Genomic DNA, 25,715 nt, shown 5'->3' with positions numbered 1-25,715 from the left:
CCGTGCAGAAAAGATCGGGGGCCGCAGCTCTGCCTGACCCTGCGGCCCTCCGGACTTTTCTGGAAGCAGACCGCATCCCCGTCTCTCCACCGGATATCCTGCGGGCCTTTGGCCTGCCCACGCATCTGAAAGCCGCCCTGCGGACGCATCTGCACGCCATGGCGGTTGCGGGAGACCTCGCCCTGCTGCCCCCCGGCAGACTGAAGGGCGTGACCGGCCTGCCGGAAACGGCCCGCGCCATCATCACCCGCATGGGGCGCGATGGCCTTCCGCTGGCCCATCTGCCGGATGACCCACGCGGCAGCACGGTTGCCCTCGTCACACCGCATCTGGACGGAAACCTGCTCATCCCCGGTGATGAGCTGATCCTCCGCCTGCGCCCTGCAACAGGCCGCACCCGGCGTGAAGGCCGCCCGATCCGCCTGCTCTCCACAGCCTCTCGCCAGATTGCCGCCGTCTTTCAGCCTGCGCGTCCAGCCCGTGAGGCGCACCCACCGTCTGAAGGAAAGCCGGACCAGTTAATCCCCTGTGACCGCAGGCTCACCCGATCTCTGGATGTCGTGCCGGATACCGCCTCCCCTCGCACAACACCCGGCGATGTTGTGCTGGCGGACCTCCTCCCCACGCAGGATGGACAGCCCCCGCAAGCCCGTATTCACGCCATTCTGGGGCCAGCCACCGCACCGGGCATGCCCGCCACCCTGAGTCTTCTCACGCACACCATCCCGACGAAATTTCCCGCAGAGGTGGAAGAAGAAGCGTGCCGGGTTGCTCAGCCGCCTTTACGACCAGAATCCCCTGCGGCTCCCTCCGCAGCGTCCGCCGAAAGACGCACGGACCTGCGTTCCCTCCCGCTCGTCACCATTGATGACGCTACGGCAGAGGATTTTGACGATGCGATCTGGGCGGAACGGACGGCGGATGGGTTCCGGCTGATTATCGCCATTGCTGATGTTGCGCATTATGTCGCGCCGGGCTCTGCGCTCGATGCCGAGGCCAGAAAGCGGGGCAACTCGGTCTATCTGCCGGGCCGTGTGGTGCCCATGCTCCCGCCGGCCCTTTCCGCCGGGGTCTGCTCCCTCAAACCGGGGGAAGACCGGCTATGCCTGTTTACCGAGCTTGAGATCACGCCCACCGGGCAGATCCGTTCCGGCAAACTGGGCCGTGGGATTATGCGCAGCGCGGCGCGTCTCACGTATCAGGATGTGCAGCAGGAACTGGACAACGCCACCCCGCCCGATCTGATCCTGACCTTACAGGCTGCGGCTCTGGCGTTGCAGGCCGATGCCAAAGCCCGTGGCGTTCTGAGCCAGCCGGAAGAAGAGTATCGCGTCACGCTGGATGAAGCCGGACAGCCCGCAGAGTTCAGCCTGAGGGAACGCCAGCCCGCGCATGATCTGGTGGCGGCCTTCATGATTGCCGCCAACCGTTTTGCAGCGGACGAGCTGATGCGACACAACGCGGCGGGACTGTTCCGCGTGCATCCGTCCCCACCGACATCCTCCAGCGAACGCACAGGCGGCCCGCGTCTGCCCCCCCGCATGCAGGCGCGTTATGCGGCCTCACCCGGGCGTCATTATGGGTTGGCGCTGGAGCATTACGCGCATTTCACCAGCCCCATCCGCCGCTATGCAGACCTTGTGACGCATCGCGCCCTGCTGGCCACCCTTGAGCGGGACGCACGCATTGCAGCGTCCCTCCAGCCGGACAGATCAGACCTGCCTGCCCTGGCAGAACATCTGCAACTGACGGAACGCCGGGCCGCCTCTGCCGTTCAGACCTGTCAGGACAGACTTGCTGCCATTTTTCTGACCCCCTTTATCGGGCACACTCTCCAAGCTCATGTCACGGCCGCAACACGCTCAGGCCTTGCCGTGACATTGACGAAAACAGGAACTCCGTCTTTCCTTTCGTTTCTCGCCTTGCCGGATGACTCAGGGATGCATGACGACTCGCTACCTATGCGCTCAGACCTCAGTTCAGGAACCCGTTTCCTGAACAGCGGCCTGCTGCCTGTCGTCCTGACAGCAACCCATCCAGCCCAGGGCACACTGACTCTGGTAACGGCCCCCCTACGCCATGCCAGCTAGTACGGCCCGCCGCCTCTTCCCCCTGCCGTTGCGGCGTGCATTGCCCTGCATTCTCATCGCAACCTTGCTGGTCTCCCAGCCGGTGCCCGTGCGTGCGCAGAGCAACTCCCCCACGCCCGGCCCGGACAGCCTCCCCTCATCCCAGCCCGACGCCACACAGCCCGCCCCGGCCAAAGCAGAAGCTGCCGCCCAGGTCGATGCGCCCCCGGCGGCCACCACGTCAGACGCGCCGGAAGCTGTGGAACCGGACAAACCGAGCGTCGATATGGGGCTGGTCCACTCCGTCATTGCGACGGCGCTGCAATTTCTGGCTCCCCGCACGCTGGAGGCTCACACCAGCCGGGACTTTACCTTATGGGGTCTGGGCTGCCTGACGGCGCTGGACCCCATGCTCACGCTTGACACACGTGGTGCTGATATTCGCCTGCTGGCCGGGCAGACCAGTCTGCTCTCCCAGGCCGCCCCCGCCGCAGGCAATACGGAAGACTGGGCCAGACTGGCCGTGGACTTTATCTCAGCAGCGCGCGCCCATTCCGAGTCTGTCGCGGATGCCAGCCGGGAAGATCTGGTTCAGGCGTTTTTTGATGAGCTATTTAACCATCTGGACCCGTACTCTCGCTATATCGGCCCCTCCTCCGCCACCACGGACCGTCAGGCCCGTGTGGGGGGTGAGGCAGATGCCGGGCTCAGCCTGACGCGCAAGGGGCGGGATATCGTGATCTCCGCCGTCAACGCCAACGGCCCTGCCTGGACCGCCACGGTTGATCCGGGTGACAAGCTGCTGGCTGTGAACAACAGGCTGACAGCCGGGCAATCGGTTGAAACCGTCACCAGTTGGTTGCGGGGGGAAGAAGACTCCCGCGTCACGCTGCGCCTGCTTTCTCCCGGGCAGCGGCGAGGCCATACCGTAGTGCTGCACCGCGCCAAGGTGCCGCCGGAAACCGTGTTCGCTTTTGCCAGCGGCCCGCTGGTGGTGTTGCGCGTGACCTCTTTCTCCTCCGATACGGCGGAAGAGATGAGCCAGTATCTCGATCAGGCGACACAGGACCCGACCCTTAAAGGGCTGATTATTGACCTGCGCGGCAACCGCGGCGGCGTGCTGCAACAGGCCGTGACGGCTGCGGCCCTGCTGCTGGACCGGGGTGTTGCCGCCGTAACCGATGGGCGAGACCAGCAGGCCAACCATATCTGGGCCGTGCAGGGTGGCGATATGACCAACGGCCTGCCCATTGCCATTCTGGTGGATGGGCGCACAGCCAGTGCTGCGGAAATTCTGGCGGCTGCCCTCGCGGATCATCGCCGCGCGGTGGTGATCGGCAGTTCCACCCTCGGTAAGGGACTGGTGCAAACCGTCGCGCAGCTGCCGGATGAAGGCGAACTGTTTGTGACATGGAGCCGCGTGATTGCGCCCCTCCACTGGCCGCTGCAGGGCCTCGGCGTCATGCCCCAGCTCTGCGCCAGCCTTGGGGAGACGGAAATGACGCGCCAGATGCATGAACTTGCTGCGGGCATGCTGGAGAATCAGCCAGCAGTCGAGGCCTCCCGTCTTGCCCGCTTCCCGCTGCCGGTCTCGCGTATTCTGGCCATCCGCAAAGCCTGCCCGGCCGCACTGGGGAGCGACCGGGATCTGGAAGTCGCCCGCGCCGTGCTGCAAAATCCCAAATGGTATAAGACCGCCATTGCCGCCATGCCGGAAGATTCTGCGTCTGTCTCTGCTTCAGCCTCTGCCTCAGCCGCTTCGGTCACGCACTAATGACCACACCACGTCTGCGCTCCGACATTGTGGCCCGTGCCCTGCTCCGCCAGTGCGGACAGGATGGGCGATCTGCCATGATGCTCCGGCGGGGGGATGCCGATGCCGGGGGGATTCTGGTTGTTCTGCTGGGGCGGAATGGCACGGCCATGGTCCTCAGCCAGACCCGCACAGCCGAAGGTGAGGCCGCATGGCTTAAAGGCTCAGGAGAAAACCCGCTCTCACCCGAAGACACACAGGCCTATATTGACCGGCAACTTCGCTACGATCCGGATTTATGGGTTCTGGAAGTGGAAGCGCCGGACTTCAGACCTCCGTTTGAAGCAACGCTGGTCTGACAATACTTAACGGTGTGTGACTTATGTCACACGCCTGACACGCTGATTCCCCTCAAAACAGGGGTGTTTTTGAAAACAGTTTCCACAAGCTGTTGCACACAAGGCCAGTTTACAGCAAAGAAGGCAGGCATATGTGCCACGTGCACCAAGACCACAATGCCCGGCCACTGCGGAAACAGTGCCACAGCAGGGAGAAGAACATGACGCTGCGCCAAGGCCTCCTCGCGCAATCACTGCTTTCTGCACCGTTGGTGGCAGGTTTCCTGCTGTGTGCCGCGCCTGCCATGGCTCAGCCTGTTCAGGGCCTGTATATTGCGGGCGAAGGCGGCGCGACCTTTAATCAGGACCAGCGCGTCCGCACCTCCAACATGTTCCCGGACGGGCGTGACCGCTGGCGCACCGGTGCAACCGGAATCGGCTCTATCGGCTATGGTCTGGGCAACGGCTTCCGTGTGGAAGTAGAAGGCGACTACCGCAACCAGACGTATCAGCGGTTTGTGACCAACTCCCTCACCAGCCGTGCTGATGGCCGCCGCCAGACTTATGGCGTGATGGCCAACGCGCTGTTTGACATGGATGTCGGCAACCCGTTCATCTTCCCGTATTTTGGTGCGGGTGTCGGCTATGGCTGGACGGCCATGAACACCTCCATCACGGCACCGGGGAACCAGCTTTCCCAGCATGTGGGCGGCACGTTCGGTAATTTTGCCTATCAGGGTATTTTCGGTGTCGCCTTCCCCACGCCGTGGGTCGTAGGGCTGTCCTTCACAGCGGAATATCGCTTCTGGACGATGCTTGGGCCGCAGTCTCACGGCTCTTCTGCATGGGGCACCATCGGCGGGGCCAACCAGTCCAAGTCCTACAGCTTTGCCACGGGCAACCGTGACACCAAGACGGATTTCAACCACTCCCTGATGCTGGGCCTGCGGTATGAGTTCAATCCGGCTCCGCCGCCGCCGCCGAAGATCGCGGAACCCGCAGCGGCTCCGGCTCCACAGCCAGCCCGCAGCTATCTGGTGTTTTTTGACTGGGACAAGTCTGACCTGTCGGACCGCGCCCGCTCCATTGTGGCTGTAGCCGCACAGGCCACTACCCATACCAGCCTCACCCGCATTCTGGTCTCCGGTTATACGGATAACTCTTCCGCCTTCCCCGGCCAGAAACGTGGCGAAGCTTACAACGTGAAGCTGTCCATCCGCCGTGCGGAAATGGTGAAGGCCGAACTGGTGCGTGATGGCGTACCGGGGGCCACCATCGATATTCATGGCTATGGTGAAGAAAATCCGCTGGTCAAAACCGGCCCCAACACCAAGGAAGCTCAGAACCGTCGCGTAGAAATTCTCTTCCGCTAAGCAACGCGGACGGAAATCCTGTCAGGCAAGCTGAAAAGCACCCTGATAGGCTTCCTCGCTCTCCAATAAAAAACGCTGCCCGGCATCAAGCTGGAGCAGCGTTTTTTATTGGCTGATGCTGACCCGCCCGAGAGCAGGCCAGCCCTACGCCGCAGCGCTTACCGGACCTTTAGAGCCCGGAGAACAGAGAGGTCGACAGATACCGTTCTGCAAAGGACGGCGCGATGGCAACAATCGTCTTGCCTTCAGACTCCGGCTTTTTGGCCACCTGAAGCGCGGCATGCAGGGCCGCCCCGGAAGAAATCCCCACCGGAATACCATCCAGCCGCGCGCAGCGGCGTGCCGCGGCAATGGCTTCGCGCTCAGAGACGGGGATCACCCCATCCAGCAGCTTCGTATTCAGCGTGGCCGGGCAAAAACCGGGACCAATGCCCTGAATACCGTGTGGGCCAGGTTCATCCCCATTCAGAATGGCGCTCTCGGTCGGTTCCACACCAAACACCTGCAAGCCTTTACGGCGGGGCTTCAGGGCTTCGGCAATGCCCGTGGCCGTGCCACCTGTGCCGACACCGGCAACTACAGCATCAATCTGGCCATCTGTATCAATCCAGATTTCTTCTGCCGTCGTAGCCGCATGCACGGCCGGGTTGGCGGGGTTATCAAACTGGTCCGGCATCCAGGCATCCGGCGTTTCCCGCAGGATTTCACCCGCACGAGCAATAGCCCCGGCCATCCCCAGACGAGCCGGGGTCAGTTCCACCTGCGCATCCATCAGCCGCAGCATGCGCCGCCGTTCAATGGATGCTCCTTCCGGCATAGTGACAATCAGCCGATAGCCACGCGCCGCCGCTACAAACGCCAGAGAGATGCCTGTATTGCCGGATGTCGGCTCCACCAGCACCGTGCGACCGGGCGTAATGCGCCCTTCCCGCTCAGCTTCCAGCACCATGGCAGCGCCAATGCGATCCTTGACGGAACCCAGCGGATTAAAAAATTCCAGCTTGAGTAAAAGGCGGCATTTCAGCTCTTCGTCCCGCGAGAGGTGCGGGAGGGCCACCAGAGGCGTTCCACCAACGACGCCAAGGACCGAGTCGTACACCTTGCCGCGTGGTGCAGCAAAGCCGTAACCACCCCCGGATTTATCCGAACTTGTCATGAACCTGCCTTTTCTGTGTGTTTTCTCACGTGGCTCTTTTATAATACGAATTATCAGCGTAGATAAACAGGAGAACGCCTGCTATATCTCGATGTCATTCATGTTTAACGGCAGATTTGCCTTTTTCTGAGGTGAAAGGAACCAGACCCATGATCCTGCGTCGGGACAGAGCCATGACAGCCGTGCTCATCATGCTGGATGTCGCCTTTCATGCAGGCCGCTCCGGCACGGTCAGTGCTGCTGATATTGCCGAACGCTCCGCTCTGGCACGGCGTGGAATTGAGCCACTGTTGCAGGCCCTTTCACGCACCGGGTTGCTGGAAAGCATTCGCGGGCCGCGCGGTGGCTACCGTCTGGGTCGCCCCCGGCGGGATATTTCTCTGGTCGATATCATCAATGCGGTCACGCAGGATGACAATAACGGGGATGATGGCCCGCAAGGTCCGCTGTTCAGCAAGGTGATCGAACCGTGCTGGAAGCAGTTCGACAAAGACCTGACCGCCCAGATGAAGAAAACCACGCTGGATGATCTGGTTAAAAAGACCGAGAGCTGTGGTCTCAAGCGCCCGCTGAGCGAACCGATTACCTTCTCCATCTGATTTCTGGGGGCATACAACCTGCCCCAAACAAAAAACGCGCTGCCCCGAAAATACCGGGGACAGCGCGTTTTTTATGAAAAGCGTCTCAAAAACAGCAGCGCCCCCATAAGCCGGGGGCGCTGCACACATCAGAGACTTATTTCTTGTGGCTTACCACCCGACGGCGGGTCATGGTGGCATTTTTAGCGGTCGTTTTCGTTTCCGCAGCTTTGGTTTCTACCGGAGCGGCAGGCCTGGGCAGAACAACGCCTGTGGCGTCAACCTGAGCCGTCACCGTCAGGCGGGTGCGTTTTTCACCCGGACCCGGCACCAGAATAGCCGTGAACGTATCCTGACCGGCATAAGCCATGGTCGGCGTGTAGGTCACATGGGTATCGTTATCCAGGCTATACAGGAACGCCTTACCGTGTTCCGGAGCAGGAGAAACACCGAAGGAGGCATAGGCCTTCCCGTTGTCCTGAGAGACCTTGAGGTCACACAGGCCATCGTCCGAACGCACCGTCATGGTGGTGCTCAGGCTGCCATCAGCGGCCTTTTTCAGCGGCGTGGTCTGGCAGACCGCAGATTTCTTCATATACCCAAACGGGTTGGGAGACCCGGAGTTAACTGGCCCACCTGTAGTCGCACAGCCGGCAAGCATACCACCAGTTAGCGCCAAAACGGCAATTCCTCGCAAGCGCACTCGACAGCTCCGCTTCACTATTTATTAAGTACACATGAACCTTCTGCGCACTCTATTGCGGGCAAATAGGGCAAACTTATGCCCACTTCCCGCTGTGCCGCATGATTCGTCTTTGCGTTTAGAACATACTGAGGAAGGAAGAAAGGGGGATAAAGAGCATCTCCCCGCACGGCTGCCTCGCTTTTGAAAAAGCGACATCATTTTGCCCGAAATTAAGAGTTTGGAAGACCACACTGTGTCATCCCTGTGTTCCGGCCTGCGTGAATGTGATGAGACTTCCAGCGTGCTGTAATGCTGAGACGCGGTATGAAAAAATACTTCTATCTTTCTCTGCTGAATACGCTATTTCGTTCATCAAACCTTGTCGAAAACCGTTTCATACGCTGAGCCTGCCGGGGAGACCTTGATGTGAAGAGGCACGCCCGCTCCAGCTTGTATCGGAGGACCCGCATGTCTTTTTCCCGTTTTCTTGCCGCTGGTGCCGTTGCTTTTGGTGTGCTGCACAGCACCGTAACGCTTGCTGCCACCCCGTGCGGCCACTCCCCGGCGCATGAAGCGTTCGATATTCAGGCTCTGAAAAGTGAGCTGATGGTCACGGCTCTCTCCTGCAACGCGCAGGACCGTTACAATGCGTTTGTCGGCAAATTCCGCTCCACGCTGCTGAATGAAGAGCAGAAGCTCAACACCTATTTCCGCAGCACCTATGGCAGCAGCGCCCAGCGTGAACATGATGATTACATCACGCAGCTGGCCAATATTCAGTCTGAAAAAGGCCTTCAGTCCGGCACCATCTTCTGCATGCAGCGCATTGCCATGTTTGACGAAGTGAATGCTCTGGAAAGCTCTGAAGATCTGGCCAACTATACGGAAGCCAAGGACGTCACCCAGCCGGCCTCTTTTGAAACCTGTGCAGCCCCTGCGGCCTCCCATTCGGCCCGCCCGGCACGCCGCGCAACAAAAGCCAAAGCAAAAACGACGCATCGCGCCTGAGGCTTTTAGCCTTGCGACGGATGGTATTGCAGTTCAGGCCCGGCCATCCGTCGCCCTTCCAGATCAGGCCTGCTTGACGAATCAGCGACAAAGCGGGACAGACCATATCCATGAGCGACCTGTTTTCTGCGCCCCCGCCTTCCCGCAAGCCTGCGGGAAAAACTGCGACCAAAGCTGAGACCAGCCCCCAGGCCTATGACGCCAGCGCCATTGAGGTTCTGGAAGGGCTTGAGCCTGTCCGCCGCCGCCCCGGTATGTATATCGGCGGCACGGATGAGGGCGCCCTGCATCACCTCGCCGCCGAAGTGCTGGATAACGCGATGGATGAAGCCGTGGCAGGCCATGCCTCGGCCATTGATGTGCGGCTGGATCCGGAAAATCGTCTGACCATTCGGGATAACGGACGCGGTATTCCCGTGGATGCGCATCCGCGCTTCCCCGACCGCTCTGCGCTGGAAGTCATTCTCACCACCCTGCATGCTGGCGGCAAATTCTCCGGCAAGGCCTATGCCACCTCCGGCGGTCTGCACGGAGTCGGGTCTTCCGTGGTGAACGCCCTCTCCTCCCGCATGGATGTGGAAATTGCCCGGGACCGCGCCATCTGGCGTCAGGCCTATGAGCGCGGCAAGCCCGTCACGGCGCTGGAAAAGGTTGGCCCCACGCAAAACCGGCGCGGCACCCAGATTACATTCCAGCCGGATACGCTCATTTTCGGCTCGCACGTTTTTGTGCCGTCCCGACTCTACAAGCTGTGCCGGTCCAAGGCCTTCCTGTTCCGGGGCGTAACCATTCGCTGGTCCTGTGATCCGTCTCTTATCAAGACGGGGGATGACACCCCGACAGAAGCCACGCTGCATTTCCCCGGCGGTCTGGCCGACAGCCTGACGGATGAACTCGGTGCCTCTGCGCCGCTGCTCACCCCGCTCTGGGCCGGTGATGCCAACCTGCCGCCTGCAGCCGATGGCACGGATAATGGCCGCGTGGAATGGGCCGTCGCTTTTCTGGAAAGCGGGACTGCGGCCCTCGCCTCCTACTGTAATACCATCCCTACCCCGCAGGGCGGCACGCATGAGACGGGCTTCCGTAACGCGCTGGTCAAAGGCCTGCGGGCATGGGGGGATCAGCGGTCCAACAAAAAAGCCGCCTCCATCACGGCGGAAGACGTGCTGGGCATGATTGCCGCCAAGCTCTCCGTCTTTATCCGGGACCCGCAGTTTCAGGGGCAGACCAAGGAAAAGCTGACTTCCTCCGAAGCCAGCAAACTGGTGGAAACCGCGCTGCGGGATCGGTTTGACCACTGGCTGGCCCAGAACCCGCCGCAGGCCGATGCCCTGCTCGGTTTTGTGATTGAGCGGGCCGAAGAACGTCTGCGCCGCCGCGAGCAGAAAGACACGCCGCGTAAAAGTGCAACACGCCGCCTGCGTCTGCCGGGCAAGCTGACCGACTGCACGCGGGAACGCGCCGAAGAGACTGAAATCTTTCTGGTGGAGGGTGACTCCGCCGGTGGGTCCGCCAAGCAGGCCCGCAACCGGGAAACGCAGGCCGTCCTTCCTCTTCGCGGAAAAATTCTGAACGTGGCCAGCGCCACCACGGAAAAACTCCGCGCCAATCAGGAACTCCGCGATCTGATTGAAGCGCTCGGCTGCGGTTCGGGCGACCGGTTTGAGTTGAGCAAGCTGCGCTATGGCCGCGTCATCATCATGACCGATGCTGACGTGGACGGCGCGCATATTGCCTCGCTGCTCATGACGTTCTTCTACCGTGAACTGCCGGATCTGATCCGCAACGGGCGGCTCTATCTGGCGCAGCCACCGCTTTACCGGCTGACGCAGGGGGCGCACACCGTCTATGCGATGGATGATGCCGACCGGGAGCGTAAAATGAAAACCGCCTTCAAGGCGCGGGGCAAGATTGATGTCTCCCGCTTTAAAGGTCTGGGCGAAATGCCTCCGGGTGACCTGAAAGAAACCACCATGGACCCCAAACGCCGCACGCTGCTGCGCGTAGTGGCCCTGCCGGAAGATCGGCTGGCCACGCGGGAGAGGGTGGAAAGCCTGATGGGCCGTAAGCCGGAACTCCGCTTTGCCTTCATTCAGGAACACGCTCAGTCTGTTGGTGAGCTGCTGGATGTATGATCCAGCCCCCTTTTTCTAACATCATGTTCGGCATGCTCCGGACTCATGGACTCGCCTGAGCATGCCAGCTTCCTTTCCCAACAGCCCTCTTAAGGAACGCGTGCTGGCACTGACGCAACTGGTCGGCAGCATGATCTGCCTCCAGTTTGGCTCATCTCTGGCTAAATCTCTGTTCCCGCTTTTTGGGGCTGGGGGCATGGTTGGCCTGCGCACGGCGTTTGCGGCCGTCGCGCTGGTTGTGTTTTTCCGCAGCTGGCATGCCATCTCACGCCGCACCCTTCGGCTTGTCCTGCCTTACGGCATTGCCATTGCCGGGATGAACCTGTGCTTCTATCTGGCTCTGGAACGCATTCCGCTGGGCATGACCGTCGCTATTGAATTTACCGGCCCACTGTTTCTGGCCTTTATTGGCTCCCGCAGGCTGGCTGACATCGGCTGGATTACCCTCACAGTGCTGGGCCTGTGCCTGCTGCTGAAACCGGATACAGCCGCTCTGCCGGACATGATGGGCGTTGGGTATGCCGGGGGGGCAGCTATCTGCTGGGCGCTCTACATCGTTTTTGGCAAACGCATGACCGGCAAGCTTTCCCCGGGTCATGCCTGCGCTCTGGGCCTGCTGTGCAGCGCGGTTATCCTCTTCCTGCCCTGCTTTACCCCAGCGTTCATCATCGGCCTGCACCACCCGCTTCTGCTGGGTATGGCCGTGCTGGTGGCTATCAGCTCTTCAGCCCTGCCCTACGCACTGGAAATGCAGGCCATGCACCGCCTCTCCGCACGGGATCTGGGGGTGCTGTATAGTCTGGAACCCGTCTGTGCAACCTGTGCCGGGATTTTGCTGCTGCACGAAACCCTTTCCCCTCTCCGGATGGGCGGCATTCTGTGCATTGTGCTGGCCTCGGCAGGCACTGTGCTCACTCCGGGCAAAAAAGGCCCGGTAAACGAGCAGCCTGAATTACCGCAGTAAAACTGCCACCCACCAGCGTCGGAAAGGCCAGGTCTAAAAGACCTGTTTTACCGGGCTGCCAGATGCAGCGTGGCGTCTGGCAGAGAGGCTGTCGCTGTGAGAGTGCCATGATGCATGGCCTGCATCACCACCGGGTCAAACAGGCGGGTGAAGCTGCCGGGGTGAATCCCCATCCAGAGTGTGACAAGCGCCAGCGGAGCCAGCACCGCAATTTCCCCCACACTCAGGTCACGCAGCAGATGCACCGCCCCCTGCACACCGCCAAACAGCACCCGACGATACAGGGAGAGCATATACACCGCCCCCATAATCATGGTGCCCCCGGCCAGCAGCGCAACCCAGAAGGAGACGTGAATCGCCCCCATCAGCACCAGCACCTCCCCCACAAAGGAGCCGGTGCCGGGCAGGCCGATATTGGCCATGGTGAACAGCATGGTCAGCAGAGCAAGCACCGGCATTTGCCGGGCCACGCCCCCCAGAGCAGAAATCTGCTGCGTGTCCGACCGCAAGGCGACCGCTGAAACACAGAAGAACAGTGCTGCAATCACCACGCCATGCGAGAGCATCTGGAAAATGGCGCCATCAATGCCTTCCGCCGTCAGCGTGAACAAGCCTACGGCAATCATGCCCATATGGGAGAAGGAGGAATAGGCAATCACCCGCTTCATATCCGTCTGCGCAAAAGCGACAAAAGCGGCATAGAGAATCGCCACCACGCCCAGCGCCAGCACATAGGGGGCGAACAGATGGGCAGCATCCGGGAACATCAGAACACCGAAGCGCAACAGACCATACGCCCCGGTTTTGGAGAGCACGCCGGAAAGCATGGCGGAGGCCGGAGCCGGAGCCTCAGAATACGCATCCGGCAGCCAGGCATGCAGGGGAAACAGCGGAAGCTTCACGCCAAACGCCAGCAGGAAGGCCAGCAGAAGCCAGCCTTGCAGGGAATGGGAAAAGCCTGCCTGCATCAGTGCCGGAATATCCGTCGTTCCTGCCTGCTGCCACATCACGATCAGAGCGATGAGCATGAACAGCGAGCCGCCGAACGTGAACAGGAAGAACTGCAACGAGGCCCATGCCCGTTTGGGGCCGCCCCAGATGCCGATCATCAAACTCGCGGGGATCAGCGTTGCTTCATAAAACACATAGAACAGCAGCAGGTCCTGCGCGGAAAACAGGCCGAAGAGCGCCGTTTCCAGCAACAACATAGCCGTCACAAACTCCCGTGCCTGCGTGCGGATGCTGCGCGCTCCCGCCGCCATGGCCAGCGGGGTAAGAAACGCTGTGAGCAGGATAAACACCAGCGAGATGCCATCCACCCCGGTATGGTAGGAGATCCCGGCATCCGAGACCCAGCCCAGCCGGGTTTCAAACTGCAGGCCCGGTGTTGCGGGGTTAAAACCGCACCACAACGCAACGCTCAGCGCCAGAACGGCCAGACTGGTCCCCAGCCCGATCCGCCGGGCCAGAAGGTCCTGCGCCTCCCCTCCCCGACAAAAAAGCCAGGCTACCAGCGCACCCGCCAGTGGGACATAAGTTATCAGAGACAGCAGAGCATGGGGCACAGCGTTTTTACCATCCAGATTGCATCACTTCACTCTGACCCTGCTCTCTTTTAGAAAGAGAAACCAGAGAAGTGCTGTTCACGTTCCGCAGAGCACACGCCAATACTCTGTGAGAACCTGCGGAGTCTCACCGCCGCCCGAACAGTTTTTCCAGATCGTTTTTTGTCATTTTCAGCCATGTGGGCCGCCCGTGGGAACAGGTGCCAGCGCGCGGTGTGGCTTCCATCTGCCGCAACAAGGCGTCCATCTCTTCCCGGCTCAGGCGTCGCCCGGCGCGAATACTGCCGTGGCAGGCCATGCGGGCAATCACCGCATCCAGCCGCCCGTCCAGCGAGGGCATTTCATCCGGCGCGCCGGAATCATCCGCTTCCAGCTCTTCGGCCAGGTCCCGCAGCAGGCCAATGGCGTCCGTGGTGTTCAGCATGGCGGGCAACGCGCGCACCAGCACGGCGGTGCCGCCAAAGGCTTCCAGCTCAATGCCCAGTTTGGCCAGCATCTCCTGCCGGCTCACCAGCACGTCCACTTGCCCGCGTGGCAGTTCCACCACATCCGGCACCAGCAGGCGCTGCCCGCGGATGCTGCCGCTGAGGAACTGCTCCCGCAGGCGCTCATGCGTAAGCCGTTCATGCGCGGCATGCTGGTCCACCAGCACAAGACTGCCATCCGCTGCCACCGCAATAATGTAAGTATCCAGCACCTGCGCCACCGCCGCCCCCAAGGGGTGCGCAGCCGCCTGCTGTGCAGAAACGGCGGATGGAGGGACAGTTCCGGCAGCATACGACTCCGGCAATGCTCCCGGTGCCCTGCTACCCGCATCCCATCCGCCAGCGCCCGGCGCATAACCGGAGGCACTCCCGCCCTGCCCATTCTGAGCCTGCCCATCCGATGAGAAGGCAGGTGCATCTAATCCGCCACCAAAGCCCCCAGAACCAGACATGTCTGAACCCGGCAGCCCGTCCTCAGCACCGGCTCCGTTACCATACAACCCCGTCCCATTCCCTGAAGGCAAAGGCGGCAGCATACGGGCGGACGGCGTATCCCCCAGCCCAAGGCGCGGCTCGGCAAAGCTTCCCTGCGTGCCATATGGCATAGGCCGCTGGCCCGGTGCGGGAGGCGCTGGCTGTTGCGGCGTGTTTTCCGGCGGATACCAGATGCGACCCGGCCTGACGGCGGAAAACGAAGGCCGGACGCCTACGCTGCCTGCACCAGCCTCCAGCGCCCGCCCCAGCGTGCCGATGACCAGAGAGCGGACAGAGGCTTCATCCGCAAAGCGCAATTCTGTTTTGGCGGGGTGGACGTTCACGTCCACCCGGTCGGGCGGGATGGTGAGCATCAGCGCCACCACGGGATGTCGTCCATGTTCAATGACCCGCCGATACGCCACGCGCACAGCGGTTTTCAAAACCGGGTCCACCACCGGACGGCCATTGACCAGCATGAACTGCCCTGCCGCCGTCGCCCGATGCACGGACGGCCCGCAGGCATAGCCGGACAGCGTCATACCGTCGCGCTCGCCGTGAATTTTCAGAAAGCCATCGGCCTCATTGGCCCCCAGCAGGGCCGCCGCACGGGCCGCCATATCCTGCGCGGGCAAATCAAACACCACGCGGTCATCCATGCTGAAGCGAAAGGCCGTATCCGGCACCGCCAGCGCCAGACGCCGGATGACACTTTCCGCGTGGCGGCCTTCAACCCGTGCGCTTTTGAGAAACTTGCGCCGGGCCGGGGTGGCAAAAAACAGATCTTCCACCACCACACTGGTGCCCGGTGCGCCAGCACTGGGTTCGGGCGGGAAAATCCTGCCGCCTTCGACGCGGATTTTCCACGCGCCACTCTCGCCACGCGGGCGGGAGGTGATGCTCAGCCGCGCCGCAGCCCCGATGGACGGCAGCGCCTCCCCCCGGAAGCCGAGGGTGCGAATATGAACGAGGGATTCGTCCTGCAATTTGGACGTACAGTGGCGTTCAACCGCCAGCGTGAGTTCATCCGGGAACATGCCGTTCCCGTCATCCGTCACAATAATCTGGTCAATCCCGCCATTTTGCAGACTGACATCCAGCCGCTTAGCCCCGGCATCAATGGCGTTTTCCACCAGTTCCTTGAGGGCAGCCGCAGGGCGTTCAATCACCTCACCCGCAGCAATGCGGTTCACCAGAACTTCCGGCAACCGCCGCAGCGCAGGCCGCAACGGCAGGGTGCCGGACGTTTCAGATAAGGAGGAAACCGGGTCCGACATGGTCAGACCTTAGCCTTAGAACAGGCCGGATTTTTTGGGATGCACTGTGGGGGTGACACCTTTGGTCGGCTTGTTCCCCAGAGCCGCATTGGCTTTCAGGCGGCGGTTTTCCGCATCTGCATCAACAGCAGACCCGGCATTGCCACCTTTCCAGAACATCAGCTGGCTCACAAAGCCGGAACCCGCAGCCCCAAGCTCGCCTTCATCCGGCGCATCGGAGGCGTCTGCCGCTTCATTCACCAGAATGGACTGGGCACCGCTGGTATCCCCGTTGGTGCCACGCAGCGCCACATCGGGAGAGAGCGTTTCCAGAGCCTGCAGGCGTTCACTCTCATCCTGCGGGCGGTCTGCCCCACTTACCGGCTTGGCCAGCGCATCCATGGGCGGCATGGACAGCGGCGCACGAGTGGTGACGGTGTATTCATCCGGCATACTGCGTTCCAGCCCGAACGCACGGGCGGCTTCCGTCCCGGAACACCCGGTCAGCATTACGCAGCCACCCAGAAGAAGCAGCGGAGAAATCAGTGTCGAGACACGGCACGCCATCTTCTGTCTTATATCCTTCCTGCCCAGCCTGCCGGTACGACAGGTTGCTTTATAAATCACGATGCCTGCTGCTGCCGGTCCGAGAAGACACTCTGCAACACCAGAACACAGACTGCACATACAATAGCAGAGTCAGCCACATTAAACACATACCATGACCAACCAAAAGCATGTGCATGAATAAAATCGACCACCGCGCCATAACGCACGCGGTCAATCACGTTGCCAATGGCCCCGCCGGTAATAGCCCCCACGCAGGCGGCTGTCAGTTTACTGGGGGTTCTGGCCATCCACACCAGCAGGCCGGAGGCCACGCTGAGCGCGATGACGGAAAACAGAATCCGCCCGGCATTGCCTAACCCACCGAACATCCCGAACGTCACCGCATGGTTCCAGACCATGGTGAAGTTCAGGCCCGGCATGACCTTGACGGAAACCCGGTCCGGCAGATCCAGCCCATACAAAATCCAGTATTTGCTGAGCTGATCCGCCGAGAGAGCCAGCATCAGCACCAGAAAGCCGATGCCGAAGGGCCGGCGCACAAGCGGTGTGCTCACGCGCCCTCCTGCACAGCCGTTGTCACCTGCTGTTCCCGCTCTGCCACCACATCGGCACAGCGCAGGCACAGGCCCGGCGCACCGTCTCGCGTGCCAGTTTCCGGCAGAACTTTCCAGCAGCGGGCGCATTTCTCACCCTCTGCCGGACGCACAACCGGAGCCCCATGCAGTTCGCCACCTTCTTCGCCCTCGACATAAACCGAGCTGCTCTGCGGAGCGATCAGCACGTCGACGTGCGAGACAATGGCCAGCTCGCTCCAGTTCACCCCGGCAAACTCAGCCGCTTCCTCTTCAGAAAGGGTGAGTTCCACCTGGGCCTGCAACGAGGAGCCAACGGTGCCATCGCGCCGCGCGCCTTCAATTTCCGTAGTGATGATACGCCGCACACCGCGCAGGCGCGTCCAGCGTTCATCCAGTTCCGGGTTGCTCCATTCAGCCGGCAGATCCGGGAAGGCCTGCAGATGCACGCTTTCGCCGTCCCCAAAGCGGGCCGTCCACGCTTCTTCCGCCGTAAAGACCAGCACCGGCGCCAGCCATGTGGTCAGGCAGCGATGCAGATGGTCCAGAACCGTGCGAGCCGCACGGCGCGTCAGGCTGGACGGCGCATCGCAATAGAGCGTGTCCTTGCGGATATCGAAGTAGAAGGCCGACAGATCCGTTGTGCAGAAGCCATGCAGGGCCGGATAGACGCCAACCCATTCATGCGTTTCCACAGCGCGGGTCATCAGGCCGCCAAGATCGGTCAGGCGATGCAGCACCCAGCGTTCCAGTTCCGGAAGCTCGTCATACGGCAGCGCTTCTTCTTCCGTAAAGCCATCCAGAGCGCCCAGCAGCCAGCGCAGCGTATTGCGCAGGCGGCGATAGAGTTCGCCCTGCTGCTTGAGGATTTCCTTACCGATGCGCAGATCTTCGTTCGTGTCGGAATTCATGACCCACAGGCGCAGGATATCCGCGCCCAGATTGTCATTGACTTCCTGCGGCGCGATCACGTTGCCCAGAGATTTGGACATTTTGCGACCGTGCTCATCCAGCACAAAGCCGTTGGTCACAACAGCCTTGAACGGTGAGATGCCCCGCGTGCCAACGCTTTCCAGCAGCGAGGACTGGAACCAGCCGCGATGCTGGTCAGACCCTTCCAGATACAGATCGGCCGGAAAGGACAGACCGGGCTGGCCGAGCACGAAGGAATGCGTGGAACCACTCTCGAACCAGACATCGACAATGTCGAACACCTGCTCGTAATCGTCCGCGTTGCGCCCTTCCCCAAGGAAGCGAGAGGCCGGAGAGCTGTACCATGCGTCAGCCCCTTCCTCACGGAAGATGTCCACAACACGCTGCATCACTTCTGCATCACGCAGGACTTCGCCGGTGCGTTTTTCAACAAACACGGCAATGGGCACGCCCCATGCGCGCTGGCGGCTGATGCACCAGTCGGGGCGATTTTCGATCATGGACGTCAAGCGGTTGCGGGCCTGTGCGGGCACAAACGTCACATCATCCAGCGCATTCAGCGCCTTCTGACGGAGTGCGGCCTCGCCATCCATGCGGATGAACCACTGCGGCGTGGCGCGATAGATCACCGGGGCGCGGGAGCGCCAGGAATGCGGATAGGAATGAACCAGTTCACCACGGGCCACCAGACCGGCTGGTGCTGTGCCTGCAGCGTTGGCCTGCTCCATTACAGCGGTCAGCGTCGCACAGACCGGGTCCGCTGCCTTGAACACATGCACACCGGCAAAACCCGGAACCCACGGCGCATATGTGCCATCATCCTGTACGGTTTCCGGCACTTCCACGCCGTAATCCTTGCACAGACGGAAGTCGTCCTCACCATGAGCCGGGGCCATATGCACAAGGCCCGTGCCGGCTTCCGTCGTGACAAAATCACCCGGCAGCATCGGCACATCATAGTCATAGCCGGAGCCACGCAGCGGATGCGCGCAGACGGCACCCTTCAGCGCCTCACCCGGCAGGGTGTAGAGAATATGGTGCGCGGAAATATGGGCTTCGTTGCAGAAGCTGTCCACTAATGCTTCGGCCACCAGAACCTTGGCACCGGGCTCCAGCAGAGCGCCCTCATGCGTTTCATCCACACGCAGCACCACGTAGGTGATCTCCGGCCCGTATGCCAGCGCGCGGTTGCCGGGGATGGTCCACGGGGTGGTGGTCCAGATCACCACGGACACATCCTTGAGCGCATGCGCCGGGGTGGGATCTTTCACAATGGGGAAAGCCACCAGAATGGTCGTGGATTTGTGGTCGTGATATTCGATTTCAGCTTCGGCCAGCGCGGTTTTTTCAACCGGGCTCCACATCACCGGACGCAGCCCACGATACAGGCCGCCATTGAGCAGAAAACGCCCGATTTCCCCGACGATGGCGGATTCGGAAGAGAAATCCATGGTCGCGTAGCGGTTGGCCCATTCGGCCTGCACGCCAAGGCGCTTGAACTCTTCCATCTGCACGCCCAGCCATTTGGCGGCATAGGCGCGGCATTCCGCACGGAATTCCAGCACAGGCACGGAATCCTTATCCCGTTTCGCCTTGCGGTATTCCTCTTCCACCTTCCACTCAATCGGCAGACCATGGCAGTCCCAGCCCGGCACATACCGCACGGCATAGCCGGACATGCGGTGGGCGCGGTTGATGACGTCCTTGTTGATCTTGTTCATCGCGTGGCCGATGTGCAGATGGCCGTTCGCATAGGGAGGGCCATCATGCAGCGTGAAGGCCTGACGCCCTTCCGCCTGCTGCTTTATCTGCGCGTCCAGCCCAATCTCAGCCCACCGGGCAAGCCAGTCCGGCTCCCGCTTTGGCAGGTTGCCACGCATGGGGAAGGACGTGCGGGGCAGAAAGACGGTATCGCGATACAGATCGGCGTTAGCGCTTTTCTCTGAATCACTGCTGCTGGATTTAGACATGGAACGGCAGGTGTCACTCTGGTTCGGGTTCGGCACAACAACAGGCCCGCCAGACTGGCAGACCTGCACGTTTATCCGTTATCCAAGCGCAAGCCCAAAGGGTCAAGCTGCAAGGGGCATTATCAGGGTTAATTCCCGCGCAGTTCTTCTTCCAGAACGCCACGGGCCTGCACGGCATCCTGCCTGATCTGGTCTTTCAGCGCGTCCAGCCCTTCAAAGCGTTTTTCCGCCCGCAACATGCGGTGCAGCGCTACGGAGAGGGTCTGGCCATACAGGTCGCCATCAAAGTCAAACAGATTGACTTCCAGCCGGCTTTCCTGCCCGTCATTAATCGTCGGGCGGCGGCCGATATTGGCCACACCGGGCCGCGTCTGGCCGTTGGACAGGCGCACCGTGACGGCATACACACCGCGAGCCGGCTCCAGATGCCGCCCGAGCGGAATATTGGCGGTGGGGAAGCCCAGCAGACGGCCGCGCTTGTCGCCATGCTTGACCTCACCCCGGATAAACCACGGGCGCCCCAGCTCTTCCGCAGCCCGTTCCGGGTAGCCATCCTGCAACAGCCGCCGGATGCGGGAAGAGGAATACGGTCCTGCCCCGTCGGAGAGCGCCTGCACGGGGGTAAAGCCCATCCCCAGTTCCGCAGAACGTTCGGACAGGAACGTCACGTCGCCCCCGCGCCGGTGCCCGAAAGCAAAATCCGGCCCGCAGGCCACATGCTTCAGGCCCAGCGCATCATACAGCACATCTTCCACAAACCGCTCGGCGGACATCTGGGAGAAGGCTTCATCAAATTTGATCTGGAAGACATGCCGCACACCCAGCGCCTCAAGCGCTGCCAGCTTTTCAGCTGACAGGGTCAGGCGAAACGGCGGGTCCTGCGGGCGGAACAGTTCACGCGGGTGCGGGTCAAACGTCACCACAGCCAGAGGTAGGTCAGGCCGGGCGGAATGGAGGGTATGCACCAGATGAGCGTGCCCAAGATGCACCCCATCAAAATTCCCCAGAGCAGCAGCGCAGCCACGAGCTTCATCGGGGATGGCCTTCCAGTTCTCGTGCAGCTGCGCCCTGATCACGCCTGCGGCTCCGCACCGGGCAGACCGAACAGACGCGCCGCATCCGGCAGGGTGGCCGCCACCGGATGGCGCTTGCCTGCCACCGTGCCATCATCCGGGCGGACAATCTGGCAGACCTGCAACCCGGCATCCGCTGCGGCATCAAGCTCCGCCGTCACATCGGACAGAAACAGCACGTCCTCAGGCTTCCAGCCGGTTTCCAGCAGGATATTCCGATAGCTCTTCGCGTCTTTCTTGCCGCCCACACGCAGATCAAAAAACCGGCTGAACAGCGGTGTGACGTCGCCCTGCTGCGTATGGCCGTAAATCAGCTTTTGCGCAGGCTCAGAGCCGGAAGAATAGACCGCCAGCGTCACCCCGGCTCTGGACCAGGCTTCCAGCGCTGGCACGACATCCGGATACAGGCTGGCAATCAGTTCACCGCGCTGATAGCCCTGCCCCCACACAATGCCCTGAAGTGCTTTAAGAGGGCCGACTTTGGCATCCTCATCCATCCAGCGCGTCAGCTGTTCCATGGGGGGCACACCGGGGGCCAGACGGGCAATTTCTTCCAGCTGCTCATGCACCACCGGGTCATGCGCCTGCTCGGCCACCAGCTTGGGCAGATGGGTGCGGGCATAAGGGAACAGCACCTGATGCACGAAGGAGACCGGGGCCGTTGTGCCCTCAATATCCAGCAGGACGACGCGCGGCGTGTGAGACACTGAACTCATTGATCGTAAGCCATAAAACGGTTTGCAAGGTCGGTGCCGGTATAGTCCGCAACCCAGCCTTCCTTGTGGGTGAAAATCCGCAGAGCTACCACATCCGGCGCAGGCCCGGCATCAAACCAGTGCTTTGTGCCTTCGGGCACGGAAATCAGGTCTGTCTGGGTGCATTCCACATCGTAGATCTTGTCCGCCACATGCAGAATAAAATGGCCGGAGCCATGCACAAAAAAGCGCACTTCATCTTCGCTGTGCGTATGTTCGGACAGGAATTTGGCCCGTAGCGCAGGAAGATTAGGCGTGTTGGGGTCCACGCGCATGACGTCAGCCGAACCAGCCCCCGTCTCGCCCATCAGCTTGTCCAGAAACGGGCGATAGGTCGCCAGCACCGTTTCCGCATCGGCTGAGCGTGGCGGAATTTCCGGGCCTTCCCACCGCTCAAACCGCACACCCAGCGGGCGCAGCTGGCTGGCGATTTCCACCGGGTCCTGCGTGTGCAAAACCGGGGTTTCGGGAACGGTATCCTGATAGATGGTCAGCGTGCTCACAGGCCCAGCTTCCTTCTTTCCAGCAGGCACGCCAGCAGGAATTCCAGTCCTTCCAGCCGTGCCAGTGCGGTTGGCATATCCTTACCCCACACATACACACCGTGGCCGCGAATGATGTAGCCCGCCGCCATGTTGCCAAAAGACGGGGCAACAACCTGCGCCAGACGAGCAATGTCCTGATCGTTCTCAAACAGAGGCACCGGCACAGACGTTTCGTGCGTGGTCTGGCCTTCAAACACTTTCAGCACTTCATAGTCTGCAAGGTGAAGGGCCGGGCCTTTCTCGACCATGGAAAGCACGGTTGCGGCTACGGAATGCCCGTGCAGCACTGCGCCTGCCGTGGGGTCCTGCTGATAGATCTGGCAATGCAGCAGGGTTTCCGCACTCGGCTTATCGCCACTGCGGTGGGGCTTTCCGGCGTCATCAACCGTGATGACATCCGCCGCCTGCAGGAAGCCCTTGTGGCAACCGGAGCGTGTAATGGCGATGCGCCCATCCGGCAGGCGGCGGCTGATATTCCCGGCCGTAGCGGGCACCCAGCCACGCGCATCCATCCGCTGCCCAGCCACCAGAATGTCCTGCGTGGCGCGTGCAAAATCCGTCATGGTTTCGCTCATGCTTTAAATCCGGCCTTTAATCCGCCTGCGGACCGCCCGAAGGCGACCTGCGTCCTGCCGTGCCGTACGGCTGGCCTCAGGGCTGGTGTGTTTTTTCAGGCTGCACAGCAGCGGGGTCTGCCGGTTTGGCAGCAGGCGGGGGAGAAATATGGCCACCGGCGCGGGGAGCCGATTCATCCATCGGTTCATCATCCGCCATGTGCTTCTTGAAGGATTTAATCCCCTTCGCGAAATCACCCATCATGGAGCTGATCTTGCCGCCACCGCCAAAAACCACCAGCACAACCGCAAGCACAATCAGCCAGTGCCAGATGCTTAAGCTACCCATTCAACAGCCCTCTGTTTATAAGGCCGGCGCACTGCGAACGGCCAAAATTCCCTGTTTCTGTTCTGACCACATGGCGGCGCTTCCCCCATCATGCAAGCCCGATCTCTCTGTGAGGCCTGAAAAACGGGGCAAAACACCGTGCGGACTGATCACCCGGCGGACGCCAGCCTCAGGAGCTGCCGCCCTCCAGCACAGGTTCTATAAATCCATACGTAGGGTAGACGGTTTTCCCCATGCCGTGAATAGGCGACCACCAGACACGCACCTGCGTCCAGTTATTCCCCGGTGAGATATCCTCCACCGGCGCGCGGCGCGTCACCCGTCCCGGCTCCCAGTTGGCGTGGTCCACCAGCACAAGGCGGGAGTTTTTCACCGCCCGCACTACAGAGACATGCCCGGACGGCAGACGCCGGGTGGAGCGGAACACCAGCACCTCGCCTGGTTCCGGCGCGGAAGTGCGGGTGTAATGCCCCCCGGCCTGCCGCCACCAGCTGGCCGCCGCCCCGCGCAACTGAACGCCGGAATGCTCGCGCGCATAAGGCGCGCACTGCACAGAGCCACCCCATCCGCCATGCCCGGCACAGGCTGCCAGCAACAGCGGCAGTAACAGAACACTCCAACGCTTCACGACTCGGCCCTCAAACGCTCCATCCACTCCTGCGCTTCCGCAGGGTCCATCTCCAGCACCCGCTGCGCCACATCCCGCCCAAACCCGGCACGGGCCAGAATGCCCATAGCGCGGCGTTCCTCAGCCTCTTCCGGGCTCAGGCCCCGCCCGCCCTCCTCTTCCTTCGCGGCAGAGGCGCGCGGCGGGCGGAGCGACGGCAGCCCGGCAAATGGCCCCAGCCGCCGCTTCCGCGCCAGCACAAGAGCGGAAGACAGTTCAACTTCCGCAGGAGAAAACCCTTCGACCACCTCCTGCAAGGCAGCCTCACGCACATCAGCTTCCACCCCACGGGCGGCCAGATGCGCCTGCACCGCCCGGCCAGAGCGCCCGGAGCGCACCAGCCTGCGGGCGCGGGCCTGCGCAAAAGCGGCGTCATCCACTGCGCCCAGCCGAATCATATCGTCCGCAACACTTTCCACCACCGGACGCAGAGCGGCGGCTGTGGCGCGCACATCTTCCTGCTCTGCTCCGGCTTTCAGGGCGCTGCGCTCCCAGCGGGCAATGCGGCGCAGCAACACCTGCTCCAGCCCCTGCCGCGTGGTGGAAAAGCGCGCCAGATGCGCCAGAGCCGCTTCTCTCAAAACCTTCCGGTCAGGCGGCGGAACATCGGAAGAGGGTGCGGTGTCAGATCCCATGCCAGACCTTATGCCTCACTTTGCTGCAAAAAGACCATTCCTGACCCATTTACCCCTCCCCTGCGCAAGAAATGTGACAGTTTCATGCGAGATTTTCGTTTTAGACGTTTGACTCTGCCCGCAGGACACCGTCATCATGCCGGGTGCAAACGGGTCGCCCGCTCCAAATCAGGCAGCGGGCCTTTTCTGTTTTGCACTCTTTTCCTTTTTTGATGACCACCTCACACGCAACACAAAGAATTATTCCATGATTCCAGCCCTGACACCGACCTACAACCGTGCCCCCCTCGCTTTTGAGCGTGGCGAAGGCGCCTGGCTGTACACGACGGACGGGCGACGATTCCTGGACTTTGCCGCGGGCATTGCCACCTGCTCCATCGGGCATGCGCACCCGCATATGGTCAAAGAACTCACCGAGCAGGTGGGGCGTGTGATGCACGTGTCCAACCTGTTCCAGATCCCGCAGGCCACACGGCTGGCGGAACGGTTAGTGGCCAACAGCTTTGCGGACAGCGTGTTCTTCTGCAATTCCGGCGCGGAAGCCAATGAAGGCATGGTGAAGTTCGCCCGCCGCGCACAGGCCATGTCCGGCCACCCGGAACGGACGGACATTATCTGCATGGATGGCGCATTCCATGGCCGGACGCTGGCCATGCTCTCCGCTACCGGCAACCCGAAATATCTGGAAGGCTTCGGCACTCCTGTTCCGGGTTTTGTCCATGTACCGTTTAATGACATCGCGGCCCTGAAAGCCGCCATCACCCCGCAGACGGCCGCCATCATGCTGGAACCCATTCAGGGGGAAAGCGGCATCAAGGTCGCCAGCCCTGAGTATCTGAAAGCCGTCCGCGCGCTGTGTGATGAAACCGGCGTGCTACTGGCACTGGATGAAGTGCAGTGCGGCGTCGGCCGGACCGGCAAGCTGTTTGCGCATGAATGGGCCGGGATTACGCCGGATGTGATGTCCGCTGCCAAAGGTCTGGGCGGGGGCTTCCCCATCGGGGCCGTTCTGGCCACGGAAGCTGTTGCTAAAAACATGACGGCGGGCACGCACGGCACAACTTTTGGCGGTAACCCGCTGGCCTGCACGGCAGGCAATGCGGTGCTCGATGTTCTGCTGGCCCCCGGCTTTCTGGAGCAGGTCTGCGCCCGCGCGACCTTGCTTGACGGTTTGCTGGATGAGCTGGTGCAGAGCGCGCCCTCCATTTTTGCAGAACGGCGCGGCCTCGGCCTGCTGATTGGCCTGCGCTGCG

General features: G+C 61.6%; 23 protein-coding genes. 9 read left to right on the top strand and 14 right to left on the bottom strand.

What is annotated here, in order from left to right:
* Positions 1-2 precede the first annotated feature (2 nt).
* The 4 genes from AD928_RS11205 to AD928_RS11185 all read left to right on the top strand — a co-directional run bounded on the left by AD928_RS11205 (position 3) and on the right by AD928_RS11185 (position 5,533).
* Positions 3-2,090 carry an RNB domain-containing ribonuclease gene (locus AD928_RS11205; protein WP_062250586.1) on the top strand — a complete coding sequence of 696 codons (2,088 nt, stop codon included), beginning with the start codon at positions 3-5 and terminating at the stop codon, positions 2,088-2,090.
* On the top strand, positions 2,080-3,843 hold the full coding sequence (locus tag AD928_RS11200; protein ID WP_062250584.1) for a S41 family peptidase: 1,764 nt from the start codon (positions 2,080-2,082) through the stop codon (positions 3,841-3,843). The genes AD928_RS11205 and AD928_RS11200 overlap by 11 nt, the downstream gene beginning before the upstream one ends.
* Positions 3,843-4,181: a DUF1491 family protein gene (locus tag AD928_RS11195; RefSeq protein WP_062250582.1), complete on the top strand. Its 339-nt coding sequence runs from the start codon at positions 3,843-3,845 to the stop codon at positions 4,179-4,181. Before AD928_RS11200 ends, AD928_RS11195 begins: the two co-directional genes overlap by 1 nt.
* A gap of 200 nt (positions 4,182-4,381) precedes the next feature.
* On the top strand, positions 4,382-5,533 hold the full coding sequence (locus AD928_RS11185) for an OmpA family protein (protein ID WP_062140704.1): 1,152 nt from the start codon (positions 4,382-4,384) through the stop codon (positions 5,531-5,533).
* Between the two features lie 169 nt (positions 5,534-5,702).
* On the opposite strand, the gene cysK is transcribed toward AD928_RS11185, so the two are convergent.
* Positions 5,703-6,689, bottom strand: a complete 987-nt coding sequence (cysK, locus tag AD928_RS11180; RefSeq protein WP_062140702.1) for a cysteine synthase A — start codon at positions 6,687-6,689, stop codon at positions 5,703-5,705.
* A 149-nt stretch (positions 6,690-6,838) separates the two neighbouring features.
* On the opposite strand from cysK, the gene AD928_RS11175 reads away from it, so the two are divergent.
* Positions 6,839-7,288 (top strand): RrF2 family transcriptional regulator, encoded by a 450-nt coding sequence (locus AD928_RS11175; protein WP_062140700.1) that lies wholly within the window; start codon positions 6,839-6,841, stop codon positions 7,286-7,288.
* A 136-nt stretch (positions 7,289-7,424) separates the two neighbouring features.
* Here AD928_RS11175 and AD928_RS11170 read toward each other — a convergent pair whose 3' ends face one another.
* Positions 7,425-7,970 carry a hypothetical protein gene (locus tag AD928_RS11170; protein WP_062250580.1) on the bottom strand — a complete coding sequence of 182 codons (546 nt, stop codon included), beginning with the start codon at positions 7,968-7,970 and terminating at the stop codon, positions 7,425-7,427.
* 450 nt (positions 7,971-8,420) lie between these two features.
* Between AD928_RS11170 and AD928_RS11165 the strand changes: the two genes are divergently transcribed.
* The 3 genes from AD928_RS11165 to AD928_RS11155 all read left to right on the top strand — a co-directional run bounded on the left by AD928_RS11165 (position 8,421) and on the right by AD928_RS11155 (position 12,059).
* A complete protein-coding gene (locus AD928_RS11165; RefSeq protein WP_062250578.1) occupies positions 8,421-8,960 on the top strand; it encodes a hypothetical protein in 540 nt (179 codons plus the stop codon).
* A gap of 110 nt (positions 8,961-9,070) precedes the next feature.
* Entirely contained in the window at positions 9,071-11,095 is a 2,025-nt protein-coding gene (gene parE / locus AD928_RS11160) for a DNA topoisomerase IV subunit B (protein WP_062140696.1), read from the top strand.
* A 61-nt stretch (positions 11,096-11,156) separates the two neighbouring features.
* Positions 11,157-12,059 carry an EamA family transporter gene (locus tag AD928_RS11155; RefSeq protein ID WP_062250576.1) on the top strand — a complete coding sequence of 301 codons (903 nt, stop codon included), beginning with the start codon at positions 11,157-11,159 and terminating at the stop codon, positions 12,057-12,059.
* A gap of 47 nt (positions 12,060-12,106) precedes the next feature.
* Here AD928_RS11155 and AD928_RS11150 read toward each other — a convergent pair whose 3' ends face one another.
* The 12 genes from AD928_RS11150 to AD928_RS11095 form a co-directional block, all read right to left on the bottom strand.
* Positions 12,107-13,624, bottom strand: a complete 1,518-nt coding sequence (locus tag AD928_RS11150; RefSeq protein ID WP_062250575.1) for a complex I subunit 4 family protein — start codon at positions 13,622-13,624, stop codon at positions 12,107-12,109.
* A 127-nt stretch (positions 13,625-13,751) separates the two neighbouring features.
* Complete coding sequence (mutL, locus tag AD928_RS11145) at positions 13,752-15,860, bottom strand: DNA mismatch repair endonuclease MutL (RefSeq protein ID WP_062250573.1); 2,109 nt, start codon at positions 15,858-15,860, stop codon at positions 13,752-13,754.
* 15 nt (positions 15,861-15,875) lie between these two features.
* Positions 15,876-16,406, bottom strand: coding sequence for a DUF3035 domain-containing protein (locus tag AD928_RS11140; protein ID WP_062140689.1), 531 nt, complete (start codon positions 16,404-16,406; stop codon positions 15,876-15,878).
* Positions 16,407-16,462: 56 nt separating this feature from the next.
* A complete protein-coding gene (lspA, locus tag AD928_RS11135) occupies positions 16,463-16,963 on the bottom strand; it encodes a signal peptidase II (protein WP_082779869.1) in 501 nt (166 codons plus the stop codon).
* A complete protein-coding gene (gene ileS, locus AD928_RS11130; RefSeq protein ID WP_062250708.1) occupies positions 16,960-19,884 on the bottom strand; it encodes an isoleucine--tRNA ligase in 2,925 nt (974 codons plus the stop codon). The genes lspA and ileS overlap by 4 nt, the downstream gene beginning before the upstream one ends.
* A 128-nt stretch (positions 19,885-20,012) precedes the next feature.
* On the bottom strand, positions 20,013-20,960 hold the full coding sequence (locus AD928_RS11125) for a bifunctional riboflavin kinase/FAD synthetase (RefSeq protein ID WP_209436693.1): 948 nt from the start codon (positions 20,958-20,960) through the stop codon (positions 20,013-20,015).
* Positions 20,957-21,673 (bottom strand): acireductone synthase, encoded by a 717-nt coding sequence (gene mtnC / locus AD928_RS11120; protein ID WP_062250570.1) that lies wholly within the window; start codon positions 21,671-21,673, stop codon positions 20,957-20,959. Before mtnC ends, AD928_RS11125 begins: the two co-directional genes overlap by 4 nt.
* Positions 21,670-22,215, bottom strand: a complete 546-nt coding sequence (locus tag AD928_RS11115) for a 1,2-dihydroxy-3-keto-5-methylthiopentene dioxygenase (protein WP_062250568.1) — start codon at positions 22,213-22,215, stop codon at positions 21,670-21,672. The genes mtnC and AD928_RS11115 overlap by 4 nt, the downstream gene beginning before the upstream one ends.
* Positions 22,212-22,832 (bottom strand): methylthioribulose 1-phosphate dehydratase, encoded by a 621-nt coding sequence (locus tag AD928_RS11110; protein WP_062250566.1) that lies wholly within the window; start codon positions 22,830-22,832, stop codon positions 22,212-22,214. The genes AD928_RS11115 and AD928_RS11110 overlap by 4 nt, the downstream gene beginning before the upstream one ends.
* Before the next feature lie 76 nt (positions 22,833-22,908).
* Positions 22,909-23,160, bottom strand: coding sequence for a twin-arginine translocase TatA/TatE family subunit (locus tag AD928_RS11105; protein ID WP_062250564.1), 252 nt, complete (start codon positions 23,158-23,160; stop codon positions 22,909-22,911).
* Positions 23,161-23,329: 169 nt separating this feature from the next.
* Positions 23,330-23,788: a CHAP domain-containing protein gene (locus tag AD928_RS11100; RefSeq protein ID WP_061508896.1), complete on the bottom strand. Its 459-nt coding sequence runs from the start codon at positions 23,786-23,788 to the stop codon at positions 23,330-23,332.
* Positions 23,785-24,462, bottom strand: coding sequence for a RecX family transcriptional regulator (locus tag AD928_RS11095; RefSeq protein WP_062250561.1), 678 nt, complete (start codon positions 24,460-24,462; stop codon positions 23,785-23,787). Before AD928_RS11095 ends, AD928_RS11100 begins: the two co-directional genes overlap by 4 nt.
* Positions 24,463-24,709: 247 nt before the next feature.
* On the opposite strand from AD928_RS11095, the gene AD928_RS11090 reads away from it, so the two are divergent.
* Positions 24,710-25,715: aspartate aminotransferase family protein (locus AD928_RS11090; protein ID WP_062250704.1), on the top strand; the 1,006-nt coding region annotated here is incomplete at its 3' end.

Source organism: Acetobacter cerevisiae, from assembly GCF_001580535.1.
In the GTDB taxonomy this organism is placed as follows: Bacteria; Pseudomonadota; Alphaproteobacteria; order Acetobacterales; family Acetobacteraceae; genus Acetobacter; species Acetobacter cerevisiae.
Note: the sequence above shows the minus strand (reverse complement) of the source record. Positions and strands in the feature narration are given on the sequence as shown.